Raw genomic sequence first — 24,924 nt, 5'->3', positions numbered from 1 at the left:
GTACACACCGTATAAGACGGGCGCTTGTCGAAAAGCACCGTTGAGAATCCACATCGCCTGCTTCCATCTGACGCAGGACACCATCACTTTGCAAATCCGTCGGCGCTGCGGCAGGCCGCCATCTTTCTCTATTCGATGGAAACTCGAGTATTCATCAACGATGCAGAAACCCGACTGGCCGATGAATCGTTGCGAACAACTCTGCATACCTTTTGATCAAGCACCGCAGTCCGAGAACGAGACTTTGATCCCCGCAATCAGAGTCACGATCGCACTCGCGACACATAATCACCGCGCGCATCGCCTTCACATCGTTGAAACTACCGCAGACAATTGAGGTGAGCCTTACGGTCCTATCTACTTGGCCCGCTAACGTCTCACGAGCGTTCACAAATCGAGCCCGGCTCTCACTGCCTGCGCGCACCAGCAGGTTTGACCGTCGGGTCCTCGTGGACCAGCCACCGAAACATCGCCAACTTCGGCCTCGTTAGCCCACGCCCAGAATTGAAAACGCAACGAGGTCGATTGAATCCCTACGTCGCAACACCGTAGCGCCAATACAGCACTGTAGTCTGAACACCCCAGACGCAATCAACTTCGCTACGAGTTCTAACGCGCCAATGCAGTCGCCGCTCCAGAACACGGCGAACACGTGATCTAAACTGACCTTCGAGTATTGAGCCAGCGGCATCGAGTAACGATCGGGCCTGCTTGCTTGCTATTTGGGGAGCCGCTGCGCAGGCCCGCTCTCCATCAAGGCCTGCGATCTCCACACCCGGTTGAAGTTTACGAACGACATACTCCACCCTAACTGCGGAAACGCACCGCAGCTCTGATCAAATTTGTAAAGGTGCTTTCACTGGCTTTTCAACGACTTCAAAGCGGAAAATTTACATTCCTAGCTTCGCTATACCCTAGAACGGGATGTCGTCATCCATGTCGCTGCCGCGGCCACCACCGCCGGCCGGTGCGGCCACGCGGCGCTGCGGCGGAGCGCTCGACTGGCCGCCGCCGAAGCTGTCGCCCATGTCATCGCCGCCGTAACCGCCGCCACCACCCGCGCCACCGCCCTTGCCGTCAAGCATGGTCAGCGTCGAGTTGAAGCCCTGCAGCACGATCTCGGTGGAGTATTTCTCGACACCCTGCGGATCAGTCCATTTGCGGGTCTGCAGCGCGCCTTCGATATAAACCTTGGCGCCCTTCTTCAGATACTGCTCGGCGACCTTGGCGAGACCTTCGCTGAAGATCACGACACGATGCCACTCGGTCTTTTCCTTGCGCTCGCCGGTGCCCTTGTCGCGCCAGGTATCCGAGGTCGCGACGGTCAGGTTGACGACCGGGTTGCCGTTCTGCATCCGGCGGACTTCTGGATCCTTGCCGAGATTGCCGACCAAAATCACCTTGTTGACGGTACCCGCCATGCCACTCTCCTACTCTCGAATCTGAATTGCTGATTGGGCGCCGGCGCAGGCCCTGGCCCGCGCGCAAACGCCGCTGATGATGGGACCCTATACGGTCCGCGCTCCCGCGCAGGCCCCCGCGACCGGGTTATCCACGATCTCTTATATGATCGTCCTCCCATATAGCATGTTCCATTTTTGTTCTCAAGGACACCCCTTGGCGAATTGTTGGGCGACGACGAAGTGCCGAGTCGTCGCTGTCGCGTCTGAGTCGAGCAATAGTGGAACCCGAAGGGAACCGCGCCCGGTCAAAATTCATATACCTTTCATTAACTTAGAAACGGCCAAACATCGAAGACGAGTGTGCTATTTGGGTGACGGACTTTTTGGCAGACTTGCGTATATTTCGATCACTGAATTGCATTTGGCGCTTGCGCCGGGACACGAGGCTTCGCCGACGCGAAGCAATTTTGGGGAGAATTCACATGAAGAAGTTTCTTTTGGGCACCGTTGCTCTGATCGCTCTGGGCGCTTCGGTTCCGGCAATGGCCGCTGACCTGGCCGCTCGTCCCTACACCAAGGCTCCGGCCTATGTTCCCGCCCCGATCTACAACTGGACCGGTTTCTACATCGGCGGTCACGTCGGCGGCGCGTTCAACGGTTCGAACGGCTTCGGCGGCACCTCCGACAATTCGGACGGCCGTTTCCTCGGCGGCGTGCAGATCGGTTACGACTACCAGTTCGCTCCGAACTGGGTGTTCGGCATCGAAGGTCAGTACAGCTGGGTTGGTTCGAACAACACCAACGTCGCTTTCGTTCCGGCTGGCGTCACCTACAACCTGAACCAGAAGGGCCTCGCCTCGGTCACCGGTCGCATCGGTTACACCTGGGGTCCGGCACTGCTCTACGTGAAGGGCGGCTACGCTTACTCCGACTACAGCGAATCGCTGGTCACGACCGTTGGCGCCGTTCCGGTGGCTTTCGCAGCTGGCACCAAGCATGACGGTTACACCGTCGGCGCCGGCCTCGAATACCTGTTCACCCAGAACTGGTCGGGCAAGGTTGAGTACCAGTACTACGACTTCGGCAAGACCACCTTCGCTGCTCCGTCGCCGGTTGGCATCATCGGCCTGTCGTCCCGCAACGACGAGCACACCGTCAAGGCTGGCCTGAACTACCGCTTCAACTGGGGTGGCCCGGTCGTCGCGAAGTACTGAGCTTCGCGCCTGATTTCAGGCTCTTGATTACGGAAAGGCCGGCGGAAACGCCGGCCTTTTCGTTTGGCTGGAAGCCCGGATTCCGGAGAGATTAAGAGCTAACCCATCGCCTTCGGTTGAATACTACCCACGACTGTAGCGCGCGAATTTTCACGCAACTATTGCGTTTGTTTTTCTCCGTTGCAAGGAAGGCACAGCCTGATTGCCTGAATCGCGCTAGGGTTGAAACACTCACAAGGGGAGCATGCCATGAAGAAAATTCTGCTCGCATCCGCCGCCCTCGCTGTTCTCGGCTCGGCAACGTCCGCTTCTGCGGCCGATCTCGCAGCACGGCCCTATACCAAGGCGCCTCCGATGATCGCCGTCGTCTATGACTGGACCGGTTTCTATATCGGCGGCAACGGCGGTTGGGGAACGAGCCGCAAATGCTGGGACACGACCCAGGTTCTCGGTGCCGCACTGGCCTTCAGCGAGGGATGCCATGACGCAAGCGGCGGCACGGCTGGCGGTCAGATCGGCTATCGCTGGCAGAGCACCGCTTGGGTGTTCGGTCTGGAAGCACAGGGCAACTGGGCAGACTTCAAGGGCTCGAATGTCAGCCAGCTCGTACTCGGTACGACCGGCAACCGGTCCAAGATCGAAGCCTTCGGCCTGTTCACTGGCCAGATCGGTTACGCCTGGAACAACACCCTTCTTTACGTGAAGGGCGGCGCTGCCGTGACGAGCGACAAGTATCAGGGCTACACCGTGGGAACCAATGTCGTATTCGATAACGCTAAGGAAACCCGCTGGGGCGGTACGGTTGGCGTTGGCCTGGAATATGGCTTCACGCCAAACTGGTCCTTCGCGGTCGAATACGACCATCTGTTCATGGAGACCAGCAGCAACAGCTTCACCGCTGTGACACTTCCTGTGACCTCGCGCATCGATCGCATCAGCCAGGACGTCGACGTCGTCACCGCCCGCATCAACTACAAGTGGGGCGGCCCTGTCATCGCCAAGTACTGAGACGAGTACTGAGAACTGCGACCGCCTTCCCTCATTCCGACAAACTTAGCCCGGCCTCGCGCCGGGCTTTTTGCTGGCGCCTCGCTCAGACCTGACGCGCTTCCGATTGGCAGTCCATTGGCATGAGCCCGATACCGGAAGACCTTTCCTGCGCAGGCCGTTCGATTTGCAGCCTTGCCTCGCAACCCCTCCGCCAACAAACCGTTGATCGTTGCTGTGGAGCACTGGAAATCCGTCCTCGTTCTTCCTATGTTCCGATGACAATCAATCGGCGTTGATCCCGGCCCGGCCGGCGGTGCGCGCCCGGATGAGCGCGCCTCGCGCGCTGGGGAATTGCCTGTTATGGACGAGATCATCAAGGCGAAGCGGCAGCAGGCCGCCGCGAACATGCGCAGCATCACCATCCGCGGCGCCCGCGAGCACAATCTCAAGAATGTCGACCTGACGATCCCGCGCGACAAGCTGGTGGTGTTCACCGGCCTGTCCGGCTCCGGCAAGTCGTCCCTCGCCTTCGATACGATCTATGCCGAAGGCCAGCGCCGCTACGTGGAGTCGCTGTCGGCTTACGCCCGGCAATTCCTCGAGATGATGCAGAAGCCGGATGTCGACCAGATCGACGGCCTGTCGCCGGCCATCTCCATCGAGCAGAAGACCACCTCGAAGAACCCACGCTCGACCGTCGGCACCGTCACCGAGATCTACGATTACATGCGCTTGCTGTGGGCGCGCGTCGGCATTCCCTATTCGCCGGCGACCGGCCTGCCGATCGAAAGCCAGACCGTGTCGATGATGGTCGACCGCGTGCTGGCGCTGCCGGAAGGCACGCGGTTGTATCTGCTGGCGCCGGTGGTGCGCGGCCGCAAGGGCGAGTATCGCAAGGAACTGGCCGAATATCTCAAGAAGGGTTTTCAGCGCGTCAAGATCGACGGCACCTTCCATGAACTCGCCGAAGCGCCCGTACTCGACAAGAAGTTTCCGCATGACATCGACGTCGTCGTCGATCGCATCGTTGTCAGGCCGGATATCGGCCAGCGCCTCGCGGAAAGTTTCGAGACCGCACTGAAGCTCGCCGAAGGTCTTGCGGTCATCGAATATGCCGACGCGCCTGCCGCTCCCGCGGACGACAAGAAATCCGACAAGAAGGTCGCGAAGATTCACGACAAGACAGGTGCCGAGCGCATCCTGTTTTCCGAGAAGTTCGCCTGCCCGGTCTCCGGCTTCACTATCCCCGAGATCGAACCGCGCCTGTTCTCTTTCAACAACCCCTATGGCGCCTGTCCGAAATGCGGTGGCCTCGGTGTCGAGCAGACCATCGATGCTGATCTGGTCATTCCCGACAAGGAGCTGACACTGCGCAAGGGCGCCATCGCGCCCTGGGCTAAGTCGTCGTCTCCCTATTACGTGCAGACGCTGACGGCACTCGGCAAGTTCTACAAGTTCACGCTCGACACCAAATGGAAGGACCTGCCGAAGAAGACGCAGAACGCCATCCTGCACGGCTCCGGCGATGACGAGATCAAGTTCTCCTATGAAGACGGCGTGCGCTCCTACGACACCAAAAAGCCGTTCGAGGGCGTCGTCACCAATATCGACCGCCGCTTCCGCGAGACCGAAAGCGAATGGGCGCGCGAAGAACTCGGCAAGTATTTTTCCGACGTGCCCTGCGATGCCTGCGAGGGTTATCGGCTGAAGCCCGAAGCGCTCAGTGTGAAGATCGGCGGCAAGCATATCGGCAACATCTCGGAAATGTCGGTGCGCAAGGCCGGCGACTGGTTTGAGACCGTGCCGGATCTGCTCAACAAGCAGCAGAACGAGATCGCCGTCCGCATCCTCAAGGAGATCCGCGAGCGCCTCTCCTTCCTGCTCGATGTCGGTCTCAACTATCTCACGCTGGCGCGCTCATCCGGCACGCTGTCGGGCGGCGAGAGCCAGCGTATTCGCCTGGCGTCCCAGATCGGCTCGGGCCTGACCGGCGTGCTCTATGTGCTCGACGAGCCCTCGATCGGTCTGCATCAGCGCGACAATGCGCGGCTGCTCGACACGCTGCGGCGGCTGCGCGATCTCGGCAATACCGTGATCGTGGTCGAGCATGACGAGGACGCGGTGATCGCCGCCGATTACGTGGTCGATGTCGGCCCCGGCGCCGGCACCCATGGCGGCAATATCGTCGCCCAGGGCACGCCCCAGGAGGTGATGAAGAATCCGAAGTCGCTGACCGGCAAATATCTCACCGGCGAAATGTCGGTGCCGGTGCCGGAGCGTCGTCCGCCGAACCATCGCCGCACCATCAAGGTCATCAATGCGCGCGGCAACAATCTGAAGAACGTCTCGGCGGAAGTGCCGCTCGGCTTGTTCACCGCCATCACCGGTGTCTCCGGCGGCGGCAAGTCGACGCTCTTGATCGACACGCTCTACAAGGCCATCGCGCGCAAACTCAATGGCGCCAGCGAAGGCGCCGCGCCGCATGACCGCATCGAGGGTCTGGAACATATCGACAAGATCATCGATATCGACCAGTCGCCGATCGGCCGCACCCCGCGCTCCAATCCCGCGACCTATACCGGTGCCTTCACGCCGATCCGCGAATGGTTCGCCGGCTTGCCAGAATCCAAGGCGCGCGGCTATGAGCCGGGCCGGTTCTCGTTCAACGTCAAGGGCGGCCGCTGCGAGGCCTGCCAGGGCGACGGCGTCATCAAGATCGAGATGCACTTCCTGCCCGACGTCTATGTCACCTGCGACACCTGCAAGGGCAAGCGCTACAATCGCGAAACGCTTGAAGTCCTGTTCAAGGGCAAGTCGATTGCCGACGTGCTCGACATGACGGTGGAAGAAGCCGCCGACTTCTTCAAGGCAGTGCCACGCGTGCGCGAGACTTTTAAAACCCTGCACCGCGTTGGATTGGATTACATCCATGTCGGCCAGCAGGCGACGACGCTATCCGGCGGCGAAGCGCAGCGCGTGAAGCTCGCCAAGGAGCTGAGCAAGCGCGCGACCGGTCGCACACTTTACATTCTCGACGAGCCGACTACGGGACTCCACTTCCACGACGTCGCCAAACTGCTGGAAGTGCTGCATGAGCTGGTGGCGCAGGGCAACACGGTGGTGGTGATCGAGCACAATCTCGAAGTCATCAAGACCGCCGACTGGGTCATCGACCTCGGCCCCGAAGGCGGCGACGGCGGCGGCGAGATTGTCGCCTGGGGCCCGCCGGAAGATATCGTCAAGGCACCGCGCAGCTATACGGGGAAGTTTTTGAAACCGGTGCTGGAGAAGGCGGGGAAGCCGAAGAAGCGGAAGCAGGCGAGCGAGGCGGCGGAGTAGAAGAGTGCGTTTACGCGCGTCCGCAGGACGTGAATGGCCGGGACACGCCCGGCCATGACGTAATGTAAGTCATCTGCTTTAAAGTGTAGAGCATTCCATCATGGATGCCTCAGACCGGCTCGATGCTGCACTGAAGAGGATTGGTGTCCGGGTTGAGGCTGTACGTAAAGTATGTATTGCCGGGATAGATGCCGAGCCTGTGGTCCGGCATATCCATGGGGACTAGAAGACCATCGTCCTTCAACTGCCATCTAACAGCTGATGCCCGATACCTGGCTTGAACGGGGAGCCCAGACGGCAATGCTCCTCCGCCCCTGACCCAAGACAACCATGACCACGCGGCCCAATCGCCGAACCATGTTTTGAGATAGCCGTTCTTCTGATTGGGGTCCCAATCATGTAACTGCCATTGGGTCGCCTGGGATTTGTCCTGTACGAGCGGCATGCCGCCTCCGGACGGCCATTGCGAGCCACCATAAAAATGGACGAAGCCAGAGCCACCCGACCAACTGGCCTTAATGAGAACGGCGTCATCAACGATAGGGCTTGGACTCAATGTCGGTGCCACGGTCGCGCTGGCGAATGATCCGGGCAAGGCTAGACCTGCTGGAATGTCGTCCATACTGTACTCCCCAAATTGCTGGATGGAAACGAGCCGTCCGAGACCGTTTCACAATCACAACTACAAGGCGAGTCTTTGTTGATGATCAAAGACGCACTGTGCTCAAACGCAGCAAGCGTAGGTCGCGCGAACGAGTAGATTTTTTTGCGTTTCAATCACACTTTCACAAGATGTGGCTACGCGTGACAGACGCTTCGCGAATACAAACATGAACGCACAAGAAATGAGGATCGATTGGCATTCACCGCAGATCAGTCATTTCCAGGACCCTAATGTATCATTGCAATAGAGGTAGCGCTGCTCCTCACCTCAGCCCCGTCCCGTGACACCTCTGGCACTTCACCACCTTCTCGCCCTTCTTCAGCAGGCCCTTGCCTTCGCAATTCTTGCACTTCTGCTTCTTCTTGGTGTTGGGGCCTTTCTGGTTCGGTCTATCGTCTGCCATGAGGGCCTCCTGCGGGTGATATGAAACGGCAATGACGGACTTAGCACGCTTGCGTGCGGCTCGTGCATCGTTTCGCCGCGCGGATGCGGGTTGAAAACCGGGTCTGATGGGATCATCCTTGCGACGGGTCGCATATCGGCCACGACTCAGACGAGAACCAGCCCGTGACCGCCACTGCCAAACATCCAGCCGAGACCGAGACCCCGGCCACCTCCCCGCCTGCCAGCCATGCCCTATAAGCTCGCCATCTTCGATTTCGACGGGACCCTGTCCGACAGCTTTTCGTGGTTCCTCAGCGTCATCAATTCCGTCGCCGACAAGCACAAGTTTCAGCGCGTCGAACGCGACCGCACCGACGAGTTGCGGAGCGTCGGCGCCGGTGAGCTGATCCGGCTGCTCGGTGTCGCCAAATGGCGGATCCCGTTGATTGCGCGCGACATGCGCAAGCGCAAGGCGCAGCAGATCGACCGCATTTCGCTGTTCCCCGGCGTCGACCGCATGTTCTGTGAATTGAAGGCGCGTGGCATGACGATTGCGATCGTCAGCTCCGACAGCGAGGACAATGTCCGACACGTGCTCGGCGATCTCGATCAGCACGTCGCCTATTTCGCCTGCGGCGCCGGCCTGTTCGGCAAGACGGCGAAATTCCAGCGCATCCTTGAGCTCACCGGCATCTCTGTCGATGACACGATCAGCATCGGCGACGAGATCCGCGATATCGACGCTGCACGCGAGGCCGGAATCGATTTCGGTGCGGTGACGTGGGGCTATACCAGCGGAGCGGCCCTGAAAGCGCGCACGCCGAATTATGTGTTTTCCCGGATCGACGAAGTCATCGCGACGCTGGCTGTGCCAGGACGCTAACGGCCGGCCACAGACAGACGAAACCCGCCGGCCTCACGACAAGACCGGCGGGCCTGATCGCTTGTTGTCACTGCCCGTGCTGGGCCATTTCCCCATCGCTCAAATCCCAGTCTTGCCACAACTGCAGTGCTGCCAGCAGCACCACGAGACCGCCGAGGCAGGTATGGATGAATCTGAGCATGCCGTCGCCGGAATAACCAAAGAAAAGTGGCGAGGCGATCAGCCACAGACCGAGAATGATCGCGGCCACCTCCTCCCAGCGTTGCAGCGCGACATACTCAAGCTGTGCAAGGCCAAATACCAGGACGCCAACCGCCACCGTGTTAATGATTATGGCGCTGGGGGTCCCCCCGGTATATTGATGACCGTTCTGCGTAGGAAACCAGGGCGAGAGCGCAATCAGAACGCCAAGCGCCATGCCAAACCAGTCTTCCCACGTGCGATGCGTACCGAGAAACCGAGAGTCTGACATCGTGACCTCCTCCAAAAGAGGCATACGTCAGCGGCCGTTGGCATGACACTCCAACTGTCAAACGACCGATCCGGCCGCTTCGGGGCGTATGTCTACAATTGACGTAGGAACCCGCTTTGCCTTTGCAAGGCCACGCCAAAGCCATTTTTCACAGCGCGCAGAACGGCAAAGAGCCCCGCGCGACGACACGGATTTCCCCTATCAGATGAAGCATGCGGCGGCTGCATTGCACCCGTTTAGAAATGACTGTTACCTTCTCCCGGACACCTGTGGATGGAATGAGAATGAGCAACGCGGTTTATAACAATACTTCGCTTCACCGTTTCGAACTTGCCGTCGACGGCCATATCGCTTTTTCCGAATATACCCGGACGTCCGATACCATCACCTTCGTCCACACCGTCGTGCCGCAGGAATTGGGCGGCAGAGGTATCGGCTCACAGCTTGCCCGCGGCGCGCTCGATGCCGTCCGCGCACAGGGATTGAAGGTCGTGGCGCAGTGCCCCTTCATCGCGGCATATATCGCGAAGCATGCGGACTATCAGGATTTGCTGAAAGACGCGGCATGACCGGCGTTCGCGACAACAAGGCGCTCAATCGCTTCGAGCTGGATGTCGGCGACTCCGTCGCCTTTGCGAATTATCGCCGTGCCGGCGATCGCGTCATCATCACGCATACCGAGACGCCGCCTGCCCTGCGCGGCCGCGGCATCGCGTCAGAACTGGTCAAGGGCGCGCTCGGATTGATCCGTGCGGATGGGCTGAAGGTCGTGGCGGGTTGTTCGTTCGTGGTGGATTATCTGCGCCAGCATCCGGACTATGCGGACCTGGTCGGCTAGCCACACACACGTCTTTCCGGGGCGCGAGCGCGACTTGGCGATCGCGAACCCGGAATCTGGAAATGTTTTGAGTTCTCATTGCATCGGGATTCCGGGTCTGCGCTTTAGTCGGCTCTGCCGACTTGCGCGCATCCCGGAATGACAAGTGTGTGGCAAAACCTCAAACGACCTTGATCGACATGTCCGGCAAGCCCTGGATCTTGCAAAGCAGCACGTCGCCTTTCACGACCGGGCCAACATTCTCCGGTGTGCCGGAATAGATGATGTCGCCGGCCTTCAGCTCGAAGGCGTCCGAGAGTTTCGATATCTGCTCGGCGACACTCCAGATCATCTTGTCGAGGTCGGAGGTCTGTTTCACGGTGCCATTGACCGCGAGCGAGATCGGACCCTTCGTCATGTGTCCGGTCTTGGCGACCGGATGGATCGGGCCGATGACTGCGGCGTGGTCAAAACTCTTGCCGATCTCCCATGGCTTCTTCTCGTCGCCCATGGCGCGCTGCAGATCGCGGCGCGTCATGTCGAGTCCGACAGCATAGCCATAGACATGGTCGAGCGCCTTATCGACGGGGATATTGGTGCCGCCGGATTTCAGCGCGGCGACGAGTTCGACCTCGTAATGATAGTTCTTGGTGAGCGACGGATACGGGTGATCGGCGACCTCGCCGATCTTGACGTTCTGGATCGCATCGGTCGGCTTCTGGAAGAAGAACGGCGGCTCGCGCGTCGGGTCCGATCCCATCTCGCGGGAATGCGCCGCGTAGTTGCGACCGATACAATAGATGCGGCGCACCGGAAACACGTCGGTCTCACCGACGATGGGGATCGTCACCGTCGCGACCGAGAATATGCCCTTGGGACCGGCCTGCGCCTGCGCGGCCTCGCCCGCCAATGCGCTGCCAGCCAGGGCAACGGCACCGGTGGTCAGAATCGTTCTGCGGTTGATGGGGTCCATGGCGTTTCTCCTCGTATGTTTTGTTGTTTTCTGGTCTTGTATTTATGCGTGCTGGTATACCACAGCAAAAAGGCCCGCGCGAGCGCGGGCCTTCAGCTCCGTCACAAACGGAAAGCTTAGTGCTTGATGTCGGCCGGCAGCTTGCCGCCATTGGCAGCGAGCTTGGTCATCATCTGCTTGTGCAGCCAGATGTTCATGCTGGCGGAATCGCTGGTGTCGCCGGTGTAACCGAGCTCCTTGGCGAGATCCTTGCGAGCCGACAGGCTGGAGTCGATGTCGAGCGCCTTCATCAGGTCGACGATCGAGGTCTTCCATTCCAGCTTTTCGCCCTTGGCCGCCACGGCCTTGTCGAGGATCGCGGCAACGTCAACACTGTCCATCGGCGCGGCGCCTGCGGGAGCCGAACCGCCGGCGGCCGGCGCGGCATCAGGGGATGCTGCACTGGCGCTGGTGCCGAAAATCGCGCCCATGATCTTTCCGAAAATGCTCATATGTCGCTCCCAATAGCTTTCGTGACAGATTGAAGAATTCGTGCCGTGTTTGGTTCCGGCAGCACCAGCCGGTTCATACTTGTATCCGCCCACCACTCGCTTGCCAATGCGACGCGATGGACTGCGGGGAAGAGTCGTTCCAAGCCAACTGCCCAAACCAACCGTCCAAGCCAGTTGGCAAAGTCATCGACAGACAGTTTGACGTCGGTAGCAAGGTCCGACTGAATTGAGGCGAAAGCCCGGCCGCTGCATTGCAGCGCTGTGAATGTCGGACGACATTTTCACCGAAGCGTGAGCCACGGCGTCAGGTGCTGACCACGCCGCAGGGCTGGCAGCTCATCATCGTCAATGGCGCAGCGACGAGTAATGTGGACCCGATAGTCTGATCTCGCCCAATGATGCCTCTCGCAGAATTGCGCGAGAGGCCGTCATGCTGTTCTGATATCACTGCGCAAGCCTTGTTTTGGCCGCGGTTCACCGGAAGGCTTATCGCGCAATATCGTCGCGACATTATTCACGATCGAATGAGAGCCTTGAGACCATGCGCGCCCTGCTTTGTACGTTTCTGCTTGGTACAGTCCTGATCTCGCCGCTAGCGCCGGCCCTTGCTGCGCCTTCCTGCGGCACCGGGAGTTTCGATGGCTGGCTCGCCGCCTTCAAGACGGAAGCCGTCGGCAAGGGCATTTCGCAGAAGACCGTCGATGCGGCACTGACCGGCGTCACCCTCGACAACAGCGTGCTATCGCGCGACCGCGGCCAGCAGGTCTTCAAGCAAAGCTTCGAGGAATTTTCCGGGCGCATGGTGCCACCAAGGCTGCGTCGCGGCAGCGACATGCTGAAGCGTTACGGCTCGGTGCTCGGGCGCATTGAACAGCAATATGGCGTGCCCGGTCCGGTGCTGGTGGCGATCTGGGGATTGGAGACCGACTATGGCGTGAACGTCGGCAAATTCCCTACCATCCGCGCCATCGCGTCGCTCGCATATGATTGTCGACGCGCCGAGATGTTTCGCGGTGAATTGCTCGATGCCCTGCGCATTGTCGACCGCGGCGACCTCGCGCCTGCCGAGATGCATGGCGCTTGGGCTGGCGAAATCGGCCAGACGCAATTCATGCCATCGTCCTACCTGAAATTCGCGGTCGACTTCGACGGCAATGGCCATCGCGACCTGCTGCGCAGCGCGCCCGACGTGCTGGCCTCAACGGCAAACTATCTCGCCAGTTATGGCTGGAAGCGCGATCAGGATTTTGCGCCGGGGACTGCGAACTTCGCGGTCATTCAGCAGTGGAACAAGAGCGAGGTCTATTCGAAGACCATCGCCACTTTCGCCAGCCAGCTTGCCAAAGAGCCGTAGGCCTGCAGGCAATGATGGAAGGGCCGTCCGCTCCTCAGCAAGCGGCCCCTCCCGTGATCTCTTACTTCGTCATGCCGACATGCATGGCCTTGGTCAGATGGACCGCACACGCGCGCATCTTGTTGTCGAGCAACGCGGTCTGCGCATCCGTCATTTCCTTGAACGCAACCCACTTCGCATCGCCGTCCGGCATCGCTTCGACGGCGGTTTCGGTTTTCAGCAGGTTGCTGCCGCTGCAGCCTTCCATACGCGCAGCCGAAGCCGGCACCGTAGCGAACACAACAGCAGCCATGGCGGCCGCTCCCAGTAATCTTGTGATCATCTTGTTTGTCCTTCGCAACAGAACCGACGCCATTGCCGGATTCTGTAGAAGGAATTGATACGTCCCGCTGCGATCCAGGAAATAACAGCCGCAGTGAATTGAATGTGAGCCGGTTGTGATCGCCACCAAGAACACTCAACTTTTTGGCGCTTCAGACATCACGAGCAACAAACTTACACAAATGTAATTCGCGCGCGTTTACTGACGTCGCAGCATCGGCCTTTTGATGTGCCTCCGGAGGCCAACAGCAACCGCGTTTCGCGCAGGACCTCGAGTTGCATATGTATTTGCCTTCACGCATGCAGTTTAGAGAAAAGTCGCCCCGCAAGCCTCGCGTAAGGATGACTTTATGTTCATTCTTAACACTCGCATGCGAATCACGCATAGCGACGCCAGGCAGGAACTTACGAGGAACCGCCGAGCACGCTGGCTGATTGAGGTCAGAAAGGCTCTATCGCGCCGGTTCAGCCTCTGGTATCCGGCTGAGCTTTGGAACACCTCCAAACGCATGATTTAACTAACTAATTAACAGCTATAATCATCGCTAAAGGTGCCTCAATACGCACTGTGCCCGCAAAATCACCTCCCAGCGCCAAGAGGTTAATCATTCCTTGCGCGAGCTATGCAATCCCTGACTAGCTGCATCGCAACATCTCGACTGCTGCACTGCGATATTGTCACCTATATTCACTTCAACAGCGAAGCACCTCGCAAGAGATGAATCGCTTAACGAAGGAGAACTCAAATGCTGCTTTCATTCATCCGCATGATCCAGGCGTTCCGCGACTATCAGCGCAACGTTGCCGAACTCTCCCAGCTCAGCGATCGCGAGCTTTCCGACATCGGTCTCGACCGTTCGGACATTCCGCGTGTTGCTTCTGGCGCCTATAACGGCTGATCCGTCAGGACGTTCTATCTGTCCTGCCTGACGTTTCACGGATTGCGCCCGCCTCGCGCGGGCGCAATCGTGGTTCCCTGAAGACACCGTCTTCGGAGCCAGACGCCTTCGAACCAAAGCGTCTTCAAAGCTTTGGCTAACCGGCCGAATTTCCGCGAAGCGAATTCCACTTCGCGCCGAAACGCGCTACATGCGGGGCCATGACAACAGCCCCAAACCCAGACGACCGCGTCCATGTGATCGGCGCGGGCCTCGCCGGCTCGGAAGCCGCCTGGCAGGTCGCCAATGCCGGCATTCCCGTGATCTTGCACGAGATGCGGCCGCACCAGATGACCGACGCCCATCGTACCGATGGCCTCGCCGAGCTGGTCTGCTCCAATTCCTTCCGTTCTGACGATGCACTCAACAACGCTGTCGGGCTGCTGCATGCCGAAATGCGCAAGCTGGGCTCGCTGATCATGCGCTGCGCTGATGCCAACCAGGTGCCCGCCGGTGGCGCGCTGGCCGTCGACCGCGACGGCTTCTCCGATGCCGTGACCAAGGCGCTGAACGATCACCCGCTCATCACCATCGACCGCGCCGAAGTCGCCGGCCTGCCGCCTTCCGACTGGCACAACGTCATCGTCGCGACGGGGCCTCTGACCTCGGCGGCGCTCGCGGACGGCATTTGTGGGCTGACCGACGAGAACGCGCTGGCCTTCTTCGATGCCATCGCACCGATCGTGCACAAAGACTCCATCGACATGGAGATCGCCTGGTTCCAGTCGCGCTACGACAAGGTCGGGCCCGGCGGCACCGGCGCCGACTACATCAACTGCCCGATGACCCATGAGCAATATGATGCCTTCATCGATGCGCTGCTGGCGGGCGAAAAGACCGACTTCAAGGAATGGGAAACCAACACGCCCTATTTTGACGGCTGCCTGCCTATCGAAGTGATGGCCGAGCGCGGCCGCGAGACGCTGCGTCACGGCCCGATGAAGCCTGTGGGCCTTACCAACCCACGCGCCCCCCTCGTGAAGCCCTATGCCATCGTGCAGCTGCGCCAGGACAACAAGCTCGGCACGCTCTACAACATCGTCGGCTTCCAGACGAAGCTGAAATACGGCCCGCAGCAGCAGGCGCTGCGCATGATCCCCGGCCTGCAGAATGCCGAATTCGCACGGCTTGGCGGCCTCCATCGCAACACCTTCCTGAATTCGCCAAAGCTGCTCGACGAGCAACTCCGCCTGAAGGCGCAACCGCGCCTGCGTTTCGCCGGCCAGATGACCGGCTGCGAAGGCTATGTGGAGTCCGCCAGCGTCGGCCTGATCGCCGGCCTCTATGCCGCGGCCGATGCCAAGCGCCAGTCGCTGGCGCCCCCGCCCGTGACGACGGCGCTGGGCTCTTTGCTCGGCCATATTACCGGTGGCCATATCGAAACCGTCGACGCAGGTCCGCGCTCTTTCCAGCCGATGAACATCAATTTCGGCCTGTTCCCGCCGCTGGCTCAGGCGCCTACAAAGAAGCCCGACGGCTCGCGGCTGCGCGGCAATGAGAAGACCGTTGCCAAGAAGCAGGCGATGAGCGTGCGGGCGCTGGCCGACATGGATGACTGGATTGCCGCCAGCCTGCCCGTTGCAGCCGCGGCATGACGCCGGCGATTTGAATTTCAGGATTGTTCGATGAGTTTGCCGCCACAGGACGCCGCTGCGCTGTCCAAGACCTGGACCGAAGGCGTGTTGCTGAAACGCGACGTGTTCTCGACCGTCGAGCGCGGCCGCTATCGCACGTCATCGGGCGAAGTCGATGCGGTGCTGCGGCGGCTCGACCAGGTGCCGTGGTGGTCATATCTGCTGGCGCTGCATCTGTTCACGCGGGAACGTCGCGCACTGACGCTGGCGCGCGATCTGCGCGTCGGGCCTGAATTGCTCTGGGCCGGCGACCGCGCGCTGGTGCGCGGCTTCATCGACGGCGTCGCACTGCATCTCGCCAAGCCGCATCACGATGCGCGCTATTTCAAATCCGCGAAGCTGGCGCTGCGCAAGCTGCATCGCATGGGCGTGTGCCATAACGATCTCGCCAAGGAACAGAACTGGCTGCGCGGCAGCGATGGCCTCGCCTACGTCACCGACTTCCAGCTCGCGGTCTGTTTCAAGTCTCGCAGCCAGCTGTTTCGTATCGCCGCCTATGAAGATCTGCGTCACCTCCTGAAGCACAAGCGCACTTACGCGCCAGAACTGCTGACGCCGAAGGAAAAGGCGATCCTGTCGAAGAAGTCGCTGCCGGCGCGGATCTGGCTGATGACCGGCAAGAAGGTCTATCGCGCCATCACACGCGGCATCTTCAACTTCACCGACCGCGAGGGCGGCGGCAAGCGTCTGGTCAACGACGCGCCCCCTCTGCTCGAGATCATCAAACAGAACCCGGCGGTGCGCGACGCGTCGATCGTCGCCTTTGCCGACCGGCGCACCGGCGTCGGCCTCTATGCATTCGTGGAAGCCGATGATGTCGCGCTGGAAGCGAAGCTGCAGGGTGAACTGGCTGCCGCAAAGGGGGCAAAGCCGCCTGAGCATCTGCAGGTCGTCGCAGCCCTGCCCCGCGACGCCTCCGGCCGCATTCGTACCGAAGTGCTGCAGCTCGTCGCCATGAACCAGGTCGATCTGCTGGAGCCGCTGATGACCAGCGACGCCGATCGCGCGTTCCTGAAGGGCATTCTGGAGTCGCGGAAGAACCTGCGCGACCGTTTCAATTTCGAGACGACAGACCAGAAGCTGACGTCACACTGAGCGCGAGGCGCGCCACAGCGTCCAGAGGGTCCGCAAGCGCGATCTGAGGTGGAGTTCGAACGGATCGTGATCCGCTCGGGCCATTTGCGCCAGATCGTGCATCACCAGCGCCATGGGCAGGAACGCTGTACGCGCAGCCGGCGACACATCGGCGAGCATTCCCTGCGCCGTCGCGAGTTGCTCCTGTGCGCCTGATATCAGCCGATCCAGCGTTGCACGGATGCCTGGCGTCATCTTGCCGGCAAACATCTGATCGGCGCTGCTGCCGTTCTGCAGAAGCATGTCCTGGGGAACGAACAATTGCCGCCGCATCGTGTCATAGGGGAGACGCGCAATGATCCGCGCGACGCCTTGGGCAAGCCCGGCATGCTCGGCGACATGTGCGCTGGCCTCCGAATCGTCGCCGAGAATCTTTGCCGATGAGAACAACAGTGTCCCGAGCGTATCGCGAAAGTGGCTCTCCAGCAGCGCGAGATCCGGCATCGGATCGTTGTAGAGATCGAAGATGTGCACATCGATCAGCTTGGACAGCCTGTCGACGGAAAGATCATGCGCGCGGATCGCTAGCAATAATTCGGCAGCAACGGGGTTCTGTTCGACATCGCCATGACCTGCGCCGGCCAGCATGTCGGTCCACCATTGCAACCGGATCTCGCCAGGCAACGGTTGTTTCACGAGCTCGCGGACGCGGGTAATTTCCGTATTGAACGCATAGAGCGCCAGCAGCGAACGGCGCTTGTCGGCAGGCACGAACAAGGTCGCCGCGTAGCGGTCGAAGTCGTGGCTGCGCACCAACTCCGCGCAGAAAGCCGCGGAGCTCTGATCAGCACCACTCATGGCACCGCGATCAGCGCGGCGGCAACGCGGCGGCGCTCGCCCATCATCACGTTATAGGTGCGGATCGCCGGCCCGGTCTGCATCGCGTCGATCACTACATGCAGATTGCGCAAGGCGTTGCGAAGATCGTTCGGGACGATCCAGACCTCGTTGCCGGTGCCGATGATCAGCGTGTCGATGCCTGCCGCGCCTTCGAACACGCGCCGCAGCGAATGGCGGTCGATGTCACTGGCCTTGGTTACCGACCACGCCCAGACCGCATCGGGCAGGCACAGCAGCGAGCCCTGATGCGACATGGTGTCGAAGTGGAAGCCACCCTTGCCGTAGGCTTCGATGGCGGCCGAGCGCGGAAGGTGCGGCGCTTCGGGATCGACCGGCATCTCAGGGCTTCGGCTTCGCGGCCGGCTTGTCGGCGTCTTCGCGGTGTTCGCCGACGCCGAGATAGATCAGCAGCGGCGCGGCGATGAAGATCGAGGTGTAGGTGCCGACCAGCACGACGCCGAAGATCATGACGGCGGTGAAGGAGTGGATCGCCTGGCCGCCAAACGCGTAGAGCGCCAGCAGCGCCAGCGTCACGGTGACGTGGGTGATGATCGAACGCGACAGCGTCGAATTGATCGACTCGTTCAGCAGCTCCGGCATCGGCATCTTCTTGTAGCGACGCAGAATCTCGCGAATACGATCGTAGATGACCACGGTGTCATTCAGCGAATAACCGAGAATGGTCAGCAGCGCCGCAATACTGGTGAGATCGAAGTCGACCTGCGTGATCGACATGAAGCCGATGGTCAGCACGATATCGTGGACGTTGGCGATCATGGCGCCCAAGGCGAACTGCCATTCGAAGCGGAACCAGAGATAGATCAGGATGCCCATGATCGCGACGATCAGGCCGAGCATGCCGTAAGCCAGCAATTCGCCGGAGACGCGCGGACCCACCACTTCGACGCGGCGATATTCGACGCTGTCACCGAGGGCTGCACGAACCTTCTGAACGGCGGCCTGCTGCGCGGCATCGCCACCCGGCTGTTCGGCCAGACGGATCAGCACGTCGGCCGCACCGCCGAACTGCTGCAGCTGCACGTCGCCGAGTTGCAGGGCGGCGAGCGTCGAGCGCATCGCGCTGATATCGGCCGTACCGGATTTGGCCTGGACTTCGAGCAGCGTGCCACCCTTGAAGTCGATGCCGAAATTCAGTCCGTGCGTGAAGAACAGCACGATAGCGAGGATCGACAGCAGCGCCGAGATCGGGAACGAGATGCGGCGGAAGCGCGTGAAATCGAACTTCGTATCGTCGGGGACGATGCGGAGCGACGGCAACAGATCGAAGATCGCCACGATCGACAGAATGACGATCAGCGCGCCCAGACCTGCCAGAACCATTTGTGTCGTTGTCAAAATCTGCTCCGTAAACTCAAATCGGCACGCTGGTCGGCCGCTTCCACCTGACCCAGCCGGCGACGATCAGACGGGTCACGGTGAAGGCCGTGAAAACCGTTGTGATGATGCCAATGCCAAAGGTCACGGCGAAGCCGCGGACCGGTCCGGTGCCGATGTAAAACAGCACCGCAGCGGCGATGAAGGTCGTGATGTTGGAATCCAGAATGGTCGCCAGCGCGCGCTTGAAGCCGGCATCGATCGCCGAAATGGCGGTGCGGCCGGCGCGCAATTCCTCGCGGATGCGCTCATAGATCAGCACGTTGGAGTCCACGGCGATGCCGACTGTCAGCACGATGCCGGCGATACCGGGCAGCGTCAGCGTGGCGTTGAGCAGCGACAGGATGCCGAAGATCATCAGCACGTTGATGGTCACCGCGATGTTGGCGAACAGGCCGAACAGGCGGTAGGTCAGCAGCATGAAGACGATGACGAGGATCGAGCCGACATAGGCCGCAAGCTCGCCCTTGGCGATCGAGTCGGCGCCGAGGCCGGGGCCAACGGTACGCTCCTCGATAATGCTGAGCGGCGCAGGCAGCGCGCCGGCACGCAGCAGGATCGCGAGATCATTGGCGCCCTGCACCGTGAAGCTACCGGAGATCTGGCCGGAGCCGCCTGTGATTGGCTCACGAATGACCGGGGCAGACACCACTTCGTTATCGAGCACGATAGCGAAGGGCAGATTGACGTTCTTCACCGTGGCATCGGCGAACTTGCGGGCGCCAGACGTGTTGAAACGGAACGAGACGATCGGCTCGTTGGTGCGCTGATCGAAGCCCGGCTGCGCATCGGTCAGGTCAGCGCCCGAGACCAGCACTTCCTTCTTCACGAGATACGGCGTCTTCGGAGACTGCGAGCTCATCAAGAGTTCGGAGTCCGGCGGCACCCTGCCTTGTGCCTGCTCGGCCGGGAGCGAGGTGTCGACCATGCGGAAGTCGAGCTTCGCGGTCTTGCCCAGCAATTCCTTGAGGCGGGTCGGGTCCTGTAGGCCCGGCACCTGCACCAGGATGCGATCGAGGCCCTGACGCTGGATCAGCGGTTCGACGGTGCCGAGTTCGTTGACGCGGCGCTCGACGATCTGGATCGACTGCTCGACCGACTGGCGGATGCGGTCATTGATCGCTGCCGGCGGCACCGAAAGACGGATCAGGCCGTTGCCTGCGTCCGAGACTTCCAGGCTGCGCTGGCCGCTCTGGCCCATGAGGCCGCCGAGCGGCTGCGACAGTTCGCGCAGCTTGCTGAGCGCGGTCTGATACTCGGTATCCTTGGTGATGCGGACTTCGACATTGTCGCCACGAACGCCAAGGCCGGTATAGACGATCTTGGCATCACGCAGCGTGCGGCGGACGTCGTCGCGCACCTGATCGAGCTTGTCCTTCTTGACCGAATTGGCATCGACTTCGAGCAGGATGTGCGACCCGCCCTGCAAGTCTAGGCCCAGCACCAGATGGCGCTGCGCCCATTTCGGCCAGGTTTTCACGGTGGCTTCGGGGAAGAAATTCGGAACCGCGCACAGGCAGACCACGAGCGCCGTCAGAATGACCGCCAGCGCCTTCCACCGCGTGAAATACAACATCGAGATGATCCGTCAGATTCTTGAAATGGCGACGCGCAAACGCATCAACTCGCGGCCGCGTCGTCCTTGGCATCAGCCTTGTCCGCCTTCTCCTTGGCGGGCTCACCCTTGGTGCGCACGCCCGAGATCATCGTGCGGAGCTGACGTACGCGAACGCCTTCGGCGAGTTCGAATTCGACCTGCTCGTCGTCGACCACCTTGGTGACCTTGCCGACCAAACCGCCCGAGGTGACGATGGTGTCGCCGCGGCGGATGTTCTTCACCATCTCGGCGTGGTCCTTCACCTTCTTCTGCTGCGGACGCAGAATCAGGAAATACATGATCACGAAGATCAGCGCGAAAGGCAGCAGCGACATCAGCATGCTGTTGGTGTCGCCGCCGGCTGCAGCCTGGGCAAACGCAGGGGTAATGAACATCGGAAGTCCTCGTGAACGCTGGGGAATAACCGGCGACGCGTCGGCGTTCGGCCGGTTTGGGTAAATTCGCGCGGACTATAGCGGCCGGCGTCCCAATTGCAACGCCGGTAAACCCTCTGATTTGTCTGCGATTTGTACCGCTTGCGGATGTGTTCCGGGCTCGATATGGGTGCGCGCCGAGGAAAGTCAAAAATGTCAAAAAAGCCCAATAAAACAAGCCGCCGCCCAGCCAAAAAGGCTCCCGCGACCCGCACGTCCAAGACCGTCCGCACGACCGCGGCAAAACGTCCGCGACCAGCCGCCGCCCCCAAGATCGATGAGCGGATCGCGCTCGCCCTCGAAGCAATTGCCGCGGGTATGGCTGCCACGGCGCCGAAGCGCTCCAATGCCGATTCTCTGGCCAGCGCCGAGGCCTTCATCTGGCATCCCGACGGCCGCCTGGCTCCCGTACCGAAGGTCAGCCGGGTCGATATTGGCCTGCTGCAGGGCATCAATCAGCAGGTCGACACCCTGATCGAGAACACCCGGCGTTTCGCCAACGGCCTGCCGGCCAACAACGCGCTGCTCTGGGGCGCGCGCGGCATGGGCAAGTCATCACTCGTCAAGGCCGCGCATGCCTCGGTCAATGCCAGCAAGTCCGTCGCCGGCCGCCTCAAGCTGGTCGAGATCCATCGCGAGGACATCGAGAGCCTGCCGGCGCTGATGGAACAGATCCGCGCCTCGGATTTCTATTTCATCGTGTTCTGCGATGATCTGTCTTTCGACGGCAACGATGCGTCCTACAAGTCGCTTAAGGCTGTACTCGAAGGCGGCATCGAAGGCCGGCCGGACAACGTGATCCTCTATGCGACCTCGAACCGCCGCCATCTTCTGGCGCGCGAGATGATCGAGAACGAACGCTCGACCGCGATCAATCCCGGCGAAGCCGTCGAGGAGAAAGTGTCGCTGTCGGATCGTTTCGGCCTCTGGCTCGGCTTCCACAAATGCAGCCAGGACGAATATCTCGACATGGTGCGCGGCTATTGCAGCCACTACGGCATCAAGACCGACGCCGCCGAGCTGGAACGCGACGCGCTGGAATGGTCGACCACCCGCGGCTCGCGATCAGGTCGCGTGGCTTGGCAGTTCGTGCAGGAGCTCGCCGGCCGTCTCGGCGTGAAGCTGACCACAAAGTAAAGGCGAATGCCGCCCCGTCATGACAACGGGGCGGCATTCGACTCGCTCTAGGCGAGGCTTCGCAACTCACGTGCCGCCGCGACCATATTCACGAGCGCAGGCCGCACCTCCTCCCATTTGCGGGTCTTCAGCCCGCAATCGGGATTGATCCAGAGCTGGGAGTCCGCCAGCCGCTGCCGTGCAAGCTTGAGCAGATCGACCATATCGCGCGTTTCAGGCACCCGCGGCGAGTGGATGTCGTAAACGCCCGGACCTATCTCGTTCGGGTACTTGTAGGTCCTGAATGCATCGAGCAGTTCCATCTTCGACCGTGACGTTTCGATGGAGATCACGTCGGCGTCCATGGCACCGATCGCGTCGATGATGTCGTTGAACTCCGAATAGCACATGTGCGTATGGATCTGTGTGTCATCCCGCACGCCTGACGAACAGATGCGGAAGCTCTCCACGGCCCAATCGAGATAGGACTTCCATTCCGATTTGCGCAGCGGAAGCCCTTCGCGGAGTGCCGCTTCGTCGATCTGGATCATACCGGCCCCCGCCTTTTCAAGATCGGCCACCTCATCGCGTATCGCGAGCGCGATCTGGCGACACGCAACTTCGCGGGGAATGTCGTCACGCACGAATGACCAGTTCAGAATCGTGACGGGCCCTGTCAGCATCGCCTTCATCGGCCGCTCGGTGAGCGACTGCGAGTACTGCCACCATTCGACGGTCATGGGATGCGGCCGGGACACGTCGCCGAACAGCACCGGTGGCCGCACGCAGCGGGAGCCATAGGACTGGACCCAGCCGTATTTGGTGAAGGCGAAGCCGGCGAGCTGTTCGCCAAAATACTGCACCATGTCGTTGCGCTCGAACTCGCCATGCACCAGCACGTCGAGACCGATGTTCTCCTGCCAGCGCACTGCCCTCGCCGTCTGGTTCTGCAGGAACGTCTTGTAGGCGGCATCGCTGAGCGTGCCCCTGACATGGGCCCCGCGAGCGTTTCTCACTTCCGCGGTCTGCGGAAACGAGCCGATGGTCGTGGTCGGAAATGCCGGCAGCTTGAAGCGCCGATGCTGCTCGCTCGCGCGCGTGGCAAAATCGCTGCTGCGACGACGCATAGTCGCATCAACAGAAGCGACGCGTTTGGTGACAGCAAGATCGTGGATCTTCGACGATGCGACCCGCGCGGCTGCCGCCGCATCCGACGCAGCGAGCTTTGCGGCGACATCCGCGCGACTACCAGCCAAGGCGGATCCGAGCGCCGCCAGTTCCTCCATTTTCTGGACTGAAAAGGCCAGCCAGCTTTTGACGTCCGGATCGAGCTCGGTCTCAAGGCCGAGATCGATCGGCACATGCAGCAGTGAGCAGGACGGCGCCAGCTCGACGCGATCCCGCCCCAGCAGATCGACCATGGGTTCCAACCCATCGAGGAGACTGGACAGATCGGACCGCCATATATTACGTCCATCGATCACGCCGAGCGAGAGGACCATGTCTTTGGGCGCCTTCGCAGCGACTTCATCGAACTGATCCTGCGCGCGGACCAGATCGAGATGAAGCCCGGCGACAGGGAGCGACAGGGCCAGATCGAGGTTGTCGCCAAGTTCGCCAAAGTAGGTGTTCAGCATGATCCTGAGCTGCGGGACCGCTTCGGCAAAAGCCGCATAAGTCTTTTGCAGCGCCTCCCGGGCCGGCGCGTCGAGATCGAGCACCAGACACGGCTCATCCAGTTGCACCCATTCGGCGCCTCTGTCGGCCAATTCCCCGAGCACCTCGACATAGACGGGCAGCAATCGATCGAGCAGCATCACCAGATCGAATGACGCATCCGCGCTCTTGGCCAGCTTCAGATAGGTTACAGGCCCGACCAGCACTGGTCGTGTCTGATAGCCGAGCGATCTCGCCTCCTCGTACTCCTTGATCGGTTTGCGCGACGCGAGACTGAACGTCTGATCCTGCGCCAGTTCAGGCACCATGAAGTGGTAGTTGGTATCAAACCATTTGGTCATCTCCTGTGCTGGTACGCCTTGCGACTTATCATGCGCATGAGAGCCGTGAGTGCAGGCCTCGTCATGCGCATCGCCTTGTGATCCACGCGCCATGGCAAAATAGGTCGCGAAGGAAACGTCTCCTCCCTTCCAGCCATAGACTTTGGGGATGGCGCCGACCATGACGCTGGTATCGAGCACCTGATCGTAGAAGGAGAAGTCGTTCGACGGCATGACCGTGATCCCGAGCGACTTCTGACGCGCCCAGTTTGCGGCACGCAACCCGACGCCGACATCGATCAGCGCATTCTCGTCGACTGCACCGGACCAATAGCTTTCCAGCGCCATCTTGAGCTCACGCCGCGGACCGATCCGTGGCGTTCCCAACGTAGCAACAGGAAGCAAGGACGTAGATTTGGCAGAAGACTTGGAAGAAGAAGACTTTGACACAGTAGACATGGCTTAACCCCAATGATTGGGGGCAAAAGGCCAAAGTGACACGTCTGGATTCCACGACGGCAGTCGCGGAATCGC

General features: G+C 60.7%; 25 protein-coding genes. 12 read left to right on the top strand and 13 right to left on the bottom strand.

From position 1 onward, the window contains the following. Positions 1-24: 24 nt before the first annotated feature. Positions 25-216, top strand: coding sequence for a hypothetical protein (locus tag AB7828_RS04800; RefSeq protein WP_441229526.1), 192 nt, complete (start codon positions 25-27; stop codon positions 214-216). Positions 217-914: 698 nt separating this feature from the next. On the opposite strand, the gene AB7828_RS04795 is transcribed toward AB7828_RS04800, so the two are convergent. Continuing rightward, positions 915-1,421, bottom strand: a complete 507-nt coding sequence (locus AB7828_RS04795; protein WP_441229525.1) for a single-stranded DNA-binding protein — start codon at positions 1,419-1,421, stop codon at positions 915-917. 464 nt (positions 1,422-1,885) lie between these two features. Between AB7828_RS04795 and AB7828_RS04790 the strand changes: the two genes are divergently transcribed. The 3 genes from AB7828_RS04790 (at position 1,886) to uvrA (ending at position 6,946) form a co-directional block, all read left to right on the top strand. Further along, positions 1,886-2,617 carry an outer membrane protein gene (locus tag AB7828_RS04790; protein ID WP_439063815.1) on the top strand — a complete coding sequence of 244 codons (732 nt, stop codon included), beginning with the start codon at positions 1,886-1,888 and terminating at the stop codon, positions 2,615-2,617. Between the two features lie 249 nt (positions 2,618-2,866). After that, complete coding sequence (locus AB7828_RS04785) at positions 2,867-3,625, top strand: outer membrane protein (RefSeq protein ID WP_439063814.1); 759 nt, start codon at positions 2,867-2,869, stop codon at positions 3,623-3,625. A 342-nt stretch (positions 3,626-3,967) separates the two neighbouring features. Beyond that, positions 3,968-6,946 carry an excinuclease ABC subunit UvrA gene (uvrA, locus tag AB7828_RS04780; protein ID WP_441229524.1) on the top strand — a complete coding sequence of 993 codons (2,979 nt, stop codon included), beginning with the start codon at positions 3,968-3,970 and terminating at the stop codon, positions 6,944-6,946. Positions 6,947-7,055: 109 nt separating this feature from the next. Here the strand turns inward: uvrA and AB7828_RS04775 are convergent, their stop codons facing one another. Beyond that, complete coding sequence (locus tag AB7828_RS04775; protein WP_175367025.1) at positions 7,056-7,568, bottom strand: hypothetical protein; 513 nt, start codon at positions 7,566-7,568, stop codon at positions 7,056-7,058. 304 nt (positions 7,569-7,872) lie between these two features. Next, on the bottom strand, positions 7,873-8,013 hold the full coding sequence (locus tag AB7828_RS04770; RefSeq protein ID WP_165826921.1) for a hypothetical protein: 141 nt from the start codon (positions 8,011-8,013) through the stop codon (positions 7,873-7,875). Positions 8,014-8,241: 228 nt separating this feature from the next. On the opposite strand from AB7828_RS04770, the gene AB7828_RS04765 reads away from it, so the two are divergent. Continuing rightward, entirely contained in the window at positions 8,242-8,877 is a 636-nt protein-coding gene (locus tag AB7828_RS04765; RefSeq protein ID WP_441229523.1) for an HAD-IA family hydrolase, read from the top strand. A gap of 67 nt (positions 8,878-8,944) precedes the next feature. On the opposite strand, the gene AB7828_RS04760 is transcribed toward AB7828_RS04765, so the two are convergent. Further along, positions 8,945-9,349, bottom strand: coding sequence for an SPW repeat domain-containing protein (locus AB7828_RS04760; protein WP_089264717.1), 405 nt, complete (start codon positions 9,347-9,349; stop codon positions 8,945-8,947). Between the two features lie 284 nt (positions 9,350-9,633). On the opposite strand from AB7828_RS04760, the gene AB7828_RS04755 reads away from it, so the two are divergent. Together AB7828_RS04755 and AB7828_RS04750 are read left to right on the top strand one after the other, a co-directional pair. Continuing rightward, a complete protein-coding gene (locus AB7828_RS04755) occupies positions 9,634-9,918 on the top strand; it encodes a GNAT family N-acetyltransferase (protein WP_120289883.1) in 285 nt (94 codons plus the stop codon). Continuing rightward, on the top strand, positions 9,915-10,187 hold the full coding sequence (locus tag AB7828_RS04750) for a GNAT family N-acetyltransferase (protein ID WP_093758689.1): 273 nt from the start codon (positions 9,915-9,917) through the stop codon (positions 10,185-10,187). Before AB7828_RS04755 ends, AB7828_RS04750 begins: the two co-directional genes overlap by 4 nt. A gap of 160 nt (positions 10,188-10,347) precedes the next feature. Here AB7828_RS04750 and AB7828_RS04745 read toward each other — a convergent pair whose 3' ends face one another. Beyond that, positions 10,348-11,139 (bottom strand): fumarylacetoacetate hydrolase family protein, encoded by a 792-nt coding sequence (locus AB7828_RS04745; RefSeq protein WP_441229522.1) that lies wholly within the window; start codon positions 11,137-11,139, stop codon positions 10,348-10,350. Between the two features lie 116 nt (positions 11,140-11,255). Further along, the gene (locus AB7828_RS04740; protein WP_089264465.1) at positions 11,256-11,630 is read right to left on the bottom strand and encodes a DUF3597 domain-containing protein; all 375 of its coding nucleotides are present in this window, start codon (positions 11,628-11,630) and stop codon (positions 11,256-11,258) included. A gap of 541 nt (positions 11,631-12,171) precedes the next feature. Here AB7828_RS04740 and AB7828_RS04735 point away from each other — a divergent pair. Next, on the top strand, positions 12,172-12,984 hold the full coding sequence (locus tag AB7828_RS04735; protein WP_184516344.1) for a lytic murein transglycosylase: 813 nt from the start codon (positions 12,172-12,174) through the stop codon (positions 12,982-12,984). A gap of 61 nt (positions 12,985-13,045) precedes the next feature. On the opposite strand, the gene AB7828_RS04730 is transcribed toward AB7828_RS04735, so the two are convergent. Continuing rightward, the gene (locus AB7828_RS04730) at positions 13,046-13,276 is read right to left on the bottom strand and encodes a hypothetical protein (protein ID WP_286144210.1); all 231 of its coding nucleotides are present in this window, start codon (positions 13,274-13,276) and stop codon (positions 13,046-13,048) included. A gap of 775 nt (positions 13,277-14,051) precedes the next feature. On the opposite strand from AB7828_RS04730, the gene AB7828_RS04725 reads away from it, so the two are divergent. From AB7828_RS04725 to AB7828_RS04715, 3 genes are all read left to right on the top strand, one after another. Then, the gene (locus AB7828_RS04725) at positions 14,052-14,204 is read left to right on the top strand and encodes a DUF1127 domain-containing protein (protein ID WP_081421766.1); all 153 of its coding nucleotides are present in this window, start codon (positions 14,052-14,054) and stop codon (positions 14,202-14,204) included. A gap of 200 nt (positions 14,205-14,404) precedes the next feature. Beyond that, positions 14,405-15,838: a methylenetetrahydrofolate--tRNA-(uracil(54)-C(5))-methyltransferase (FADH(2)-oxidizing) TrmFO gene (trmFO, locus tag AB7828_RS04720; protein WP_441229521.1), complete on the top strand. Its 1,434-nt coding sequence runs from the start codon at positions 14,405-14,407 to the stop codon at positions 15,836-15,838. Positions 15,839-15,868: 30 nt separating this feature from the next. Further along, positions 15,869-16,972: a serine/threonine protein kinase gene (locus AB7828_RS04715; protein ID WP_441229520.1), complete on the top strand. Its 1,104-nt coding sequence runs from the start codon at positions 15,869-15,871 to the stop codon at positions 16,970-16,972. Here the strand turns inward: AB7828_RS04715 and AB7828_RS04710 are convergent. The 5 genes from AB7828_RS04710 to yajC are packed head-to-tail and all read right to left on the bottom strand — an operon-like array spanning position 16,964 to position 21,238. Then, entirely contained in the window at positions 16,964-17,809 is an 846-nt protein-coding gene (locus AB7828_RS04710) for a phytoene/squalene synthase family protein (RefSeq protein WP_441229519.1), read from the bottom strand. The genes AB7828_RS04715 and AB7828_RS04710 overlap by 9 nt on opposite strands. Continuing rightward, entirely contained in the window at positions 17,806-18,189 is a 384-nt protein-coding gene (locus AB7828_RS04705) for an Mth938-like domain-containing protein (protein WP_441229518.1), read from the bottom strand. Before AB7828_RS04705 ends, AB7828_RS04710 begins: the two co-directional genes overlap by 4 nt. Position 18,190: 1 nt before the next feature. Beyond that, complete coding sequence (secF, locus tag AB7828_RS04700) at positions 18,191-19,192, bottom strand: protein translocase subunit SecF (RefSeq protein WP_170849718.1); 1,002 nt, start codon at positions 19,190-19,192, stop codon at positions 18,191-18,193. Between the two features lie 31 nt (positions 19,193-19,223). Further along, positions 19,224-20,822 carry a protein translocase subunit SecD gene (secD, locus tag AB7828_RS04695; RefSeq protein WP_231080757.1) on the bottom strand — a complete coding sequence of 533 codons (1,599 nt, stop codon included), beginning with the start codon at positions 20,820-20,822 and terminating at the stop codon, positions 19,224-19,226. A gap of 44 nt (positions 20,823-20,866) precedes the next feature. Continuing rightward, a complete protein-coding gene (gene yajC, locus AB7828_RS04690; RefSeq protein ID WP_093758697.1) occupies positions 20,867-21,238 on the bottom strand; it encodes a preprotein translocase subunit YajC in 372 nt (123 codons plus the stop codon). A gap of 192 nt (positions 21,239-21,430) precedes the next feature. Between yajC and AB7828_RS04685 the strand changes: the two genes are divergently transcribed. Further along, the gene (locus AB7828_RS04685) at positions 21,431-22,414 is read left to right on the top strand and encodes an ATP-binding protein (RefSeq protein WP_441229517.1); all 984 of its coding nucleotides are present in this window, start codon (positions 21,431-21,433) and stop codon (positions 22,412-22,414) included. Positions 22,415-22,461: 47 nt separating this feature from the next. Here AB7828_RS04685 and metE read toward each other — a convergent pair whose 3' ends face one another. Further along, the gene (gene metE, locus AB7828_RS04680) at positions 22,462-24,849 is read right to left on the bottom strand and encodes a 5-methyltetrahydropteroyltriglutamate--homocysteine S-methyltransferase (RefSeq protein ID WP_441229516.1); all 2,388 of its coding nucleotides are present in this window, start codon (positions 24,847-24,849) and stop codon (positions 22,462-22,464) included. Positions 24,850-24,924: the final 75 nt, after the last annotated feature.

The organism is Tardiphaga sp. 215_C5_N2_1 (assembly GCF_052076055.1).
GTDB classification, from domain to species: Bacteria; Pseudomonadota; Alphaproteobacteria; order Rhizobiales; family Xanthobacteraceae; genus Tardiphaga; species Tardiphaga robiniae.
Note: the sequence above shows the minus strand (reverse complement) of the source record. Positions and strands in the feature narration are given on the sequence as shown.